Below are 3506 nucleotides of genomic sequence, written 5' to 3' on the forward strand. Positions count from 1 at the left end.
GCTTATTATTGACTAGAGTCATGCTCTTTCGCTTTAGCGGTGCGGAGCGTTCTGCGTCAGCATGAGTGCGGGTAGTTTACTAGAGGCGCTGGATGGCAACAGGAACTTGGGGAGTGGCAATGGTGCAAGTCGAGGTGTTGGCAGAACAGGCACAAAGCTGTGCCCGGCGGCTGGGGATCCCTCAGTTTGATCTCTACGGGGCTCAAGTGGATGAAACCAGCGTGCAGGTAGATCATGGGGAACCTCGCCAGGTCAAGGCTTCCCACCGCTGCAGCGTGACGGTGCGGGCCTGGAACGACCAAGGGCAGGTGGGGGTGACCTCCACCACCGATGTGGATGAGGCGGGGCTGGAACTGGCCCTGCAAACGGCCTTTGAAGCCAGCCATTTTGGCGTGCGGGAACATGCCCCTCAATTCAGCCCAGAAGCCACTCTGCCTATTGCTCAGCCTTGTAACGACAAAGGGCCGTTGGCTTTGGCCGGCGACTTGTTGGAACAGTTGGTGGCTGCCGAAAAGGCACTCCTGGGATCCCATCCCGCCATTCAGGGGGTGCCCTACAACGGCCTAGCGCAGCGGCAGATCAACCGCTTCTACCTCAACAGCCACCAAGCCCTGCGACAAGAGGAGCATACCCTTGCTTCGGTTTTTCTCTACAGCAAGGCAGAGCAAGAAGGACGCAAACCCCGCAGCGCCGGAGCCATGCGAGTGGCTCGCAGCCTGGATGAGTTGGATATCCAGGGTTGTGTGCAGGAAGCTGCTGAGAAACTGATTAGCCATCTGGAGTACGAGCGGATCCCTTCTGGAAAATACACAGTGGTCTTTTCCGGAGAAGCCTTTTTGAGTTTGTTGGGCGCCTTCTCCAATGTGTTCAATGCCCAAAACATTTTGGACAACCAAAGCCTGTCCACCCCAGAATCCCTGGGCAAGACCATTGCCTCGCCTCTTCTATCGGTGTGTGACGATGCCCTACACCCGACCAATGTGGGAGCGATCAGCTTTGATGGAGAAGGCACCCCCACCCGCCGTGTCCCCCTCATCACCAATGGGGTCTTGACCCACTTTTTGCACAGCGCCGGTACGGCTAAGCGCCTAGGAGCCAAGCCCACCGGCCATGCCAACATCGGCGCCAAGGTCACAGTTGCCGCCCACTACTACCATGTATTTGCCGGGGCACCGCCGGAGATCACCTATGACTTGGCTACGGCTGAAAATGTAGTTTGGATCGATGAGCTGCAAGCGCTTCATGCCGGCGTTAAGCCCCTACAGGGATCCTTCTCGCTGCCGTTTCAGGGGTGGTGGGTGCGCCAAGGAGAGCGCATCAGCATCGAAGCGGCCACGGTGGCCGGAGACTTCCTGGAGCTGTTGAAGTCGATTTTCTACGTCGAGCCCGAGCCGCAAGTCACACCCGGTGGGCTGTGTCCCCGCATTTGGGTTGCCGATCTCTCCATTACCGGGCAATAACCTCACTTCAAACTCATGCAACTGACCCGCATCGACCTCAACAGTTGGCTCATCCACACCCGGGAGCAAACCTTCCTATTGGATCCGTGGCTGGTGGATCCCCTGGTGTTTCTGGGGATCCCCTGGTTCATCCGCCTGGAGCACCGCCAGCCGCTCCCTTTTACGCCGGAGACCTTGCCCAAAATCGACGGGATCCTCCTCAGCCAAGCCCAGCCGGATCACTGCCACCCACCAACGTTGCAGCGCCTGGATAAGCGGATCCCCGTTTTGGCTTCGCCGGCTGCGGCCAGAGTCGTGAAGAGTCTAGGATTTGCAACAGTTCAAGCTCTGGATCCCTGGCAGTCCGCTCAGTGGGGGGATCTGCGCGTCACGGCCATTCCCGGTGCACTCCTGGGGCCTGTCCGTGAGCTGGGCTATCTGCTGGAAGAGGTGTCCTCCCAGACACGGCTTTACTACGAGCCTCATCTTTCCCAACCGGATATCCGGCTGCGATTGCAGCAGGAATTGTGCCCCATTCATACTCTGCTGATCCCGGTGGTGGGGCAGATCTTTCCCCTCTTGGGAGAGGTGATCATGGGGCCGGAGCGGGCCCTGGAGGTGGTGGCAGCCCTACGCCCCCAGCAGGTGATCCCTACGGCGATGGGAGAGGTGGACTACCACGGGTGGTTTGCCGCCCAGATCCGCCCCTTGGGCAGCCTGCAGGAGTTTCGAGAAAAGCTGGCAGCCTTGAATGCCGCCACGTCCCAATCCATCCAGTTGTGTTGCCCCGCCCCTGGGGAAACGGTGTCTCTTTCTGTCGTGGCCAAGACATGAGCCTTCCTTCCCAAGCCCCGCCTAGCGCCGATCTGGTGGCCATCTTGCGGGCAGATTACGCTCGCTTTCCCCGGGATCAGACCTATGCGATCTACGACCCGCAGGTTTACTTCCGGGATCCCCTCAACGAGTTTCGCGGCTTGGATCGCTATCGCCGCATGATCGAGGGGATAGGGCGTTGGATAGAGGATATCCGTCTCGAGCTGCAGGATATTCGACAAACCGGCAGCCAGATCCGCACCGAGTGGATCCTAAGCGGTGCTTTGGCTTTGCCTTGGCGTCCCCGCCTGTGCATCCCCGGCTGGACAGAGATGCAGATCAATGAGACGGGGTTGATCGGATCCCATGTTGATTACTGGCGGTGCTCTCGCCGGCAAGTGCTGCTGCAAATGTTTCGGCCTGGGGAGCCCAAAGGATCTCATTGATGGCTTCCATCCTCTGCTAGGATCACAAAGCTGACTTTTTAGCTCTCTGGAAAGTCGCCCCTGTTCTCAATTTGGAGAGATGGCCGAGTGGTCGAAGGCGCAGCACTGGAAATGCTGTGTGGGGCAACTCACCGTGGGTTCGAATCCCACTCTCTCCGTAATCCGATAACGTCCACTGAAGTCCAGAAAGCTCTTACCCAGCAAGGCTTCTGGGCTTTTTAGTGTCCACGATAGACCGGGGAAACCCACTGTAATCCAGGCTAAAGTGGGACACAATAGGGGATATAACAGACGGGGTGGGACATGGCCCTGTCAGAGATGGCCATTCGGAATGCCAAACTCAAGGACAAGCCGTACCAGTTGCCGAATAGAGAAGCAAGGCCATCCTGCCTGCCGAAGTTTTTGCCGAACCAGCTGACTATAGACTAACGGCCAACCGTAGGACGATGCCGACAAGAGCTACGGTGGCAGCTCCAATCAAGGCAAAAGCCAGGTTAACCACTTGGGCGCTAGCCTTTTGATAGGTGTCAATTCGTTCTAGGATCACCCGGTTTTCTATCCCCTGCTCGGCCCAACGTCTCTCCTGCTCAGCCCAACGTCTTTCCTGCTCGGCCCAGCGCTTTGCTTGATCGGCTGCCAGGGCTTCTAGCCGCTCGTTGGTTCTGGAGACATCCTGCCGGAGTCCTTCCACATCCTGTCGGATCTCTTCCACATCTTGCCGGATCTCTTCAATAACACTCAACACATCCCTGAGGGTGGGTTCACCGGCGGGCATCATAGAGCATGACTCTAGTCAATGATACGCTGG

At 58.0% G+C, this 3506-nt stretch carries 4 protein-coding genes and 1 tRNA gene; 4 read left to right on the plus strand and 1 reads right to left on the minus strand.

All coding sequences use genetic code 11. From position 1 onward, the window contains the following. Positions 1–119 precede the first annotated feature (119 nt). The 4 genes from NW815_RS07920 (at position 120) to NW815_RS07935 (ending at position 2856) form a co-directional block, all read left to right on the plus strand. Positions 120–1460: a TldD/PmbA family protein gene (locus tag NW815_RS07920; RefSeq protein ID WP_414415879.1), complete on the plus strand. Its 1341-nt coding sequence runs from the start codon at positions 120–122 to the stop codon at positions 1458–1460. 15 nt (positions 1461–1475) lie between these two features. Beyond that, positions 1476–2273 carry an MBL fold metallo-hydrolase gene (locus NW815_RS07925; protein ID WP_414388416.1) on the plus strand — a complete coding sequence of 266 codons (798 nt, stop codon included), beginning with the start codon at positions 1476–1478 and terminating at the stop codon, positions 2271–2273. Then, positions 2270–2698: a DUF2358 domain-containing protein gene (locus NW815_RS07930; RefSeq protein WP_414388413.1), complete on the plus strand. Its 429-nt coding sequence runs from the start codon at positions 2270–2272 to the stop codon at positions 2696–2698. The genes NW815_RS07925 and NW815_RS07930 overlap by 4 nt, the downstream gene beginning before the upstream one ends. 73 nt (positions 2699–2771) lie before the next feature. Next, a tRNA-Ser gene (locus NW815_RS07935) sits at positions 2772–2856 on the plus strand. A gap of 260 nt (positions 2857–3116) precedes the next feature. On the opposite strand, the gene NW815_RS07940 is transcribed toward NW815_RS07935, so the two are convergent. Beyond that, positions 3117–3476: a hypothetical protein gene (locus NW815_RS07940; protein ID WP_414331067.1), complete on the minus strand. Its 360-nt coding sequence runs from the start codon at positions 3474–3476 to the stop codon at positions 3117–3119. Between the last annotated feature and the right edge of the window lie 30 nt (positions 3477–3506).

The sequence above is a fragment of the Synechococcus sp. R6-7 genome (assembly GCF_047461695.1).
Lineage (GTDB): Bacteria > Cyanobacteriota > Cyanobacteriia > Thermostichales > Thermostichaceae > Thermostichus.